This is a genomic window from Mesorhizobium sp. M7A.F.Ca.MR.362.00.0.0, assembly GCF_004023175.1.
Taxonomy (GTDB): Bacteria; Pseudomonadota; Alphaproteobacteria; order Rhizobiales; family Rhizobiaceae; genus Mesorhizobium.
Genome location: NZ_RZTF01000633.1, coordinates 1 through 215 on the forward strand (window position 1 = coordinate 1; position 215 = coordinate 215).

1 protein-coding gene is annotated in these 215 nt (G+C 61.9%); it reads left to right on the forward strand.

Translation table 11 applies throughout. The features are described from left to right. Positions 1–215: MFS transporter (locus EOC06_RS44475; RefSeq protein WP_368773617.1), on the forward strand; the 215-nt coding region annotated here is incomplete at both ends.

A 215-nucleotide genomic window follows, 5' to 3' on the forward strand; every position in this document is an offset into this window, starting at 1 on the left:
CAGCTTATGGGCTTGGGGCGTGGTGTCGGAAGTCTGCATGTTCATGATGTTCACCCGCTTTTTTGACCGGTTCTCCGTCGTGTCGATCATGGTGATGGCGGCGATCGGCTCCATCGTGCGCTGGATCGCCTTTCCGCTGGTCTGGCCGCTCGGCCTCGGCATTCCCGGTTTCTTCGGTGTCCAGTCGCTGCACTCGGTCTCGGTGGCGCTTGGGC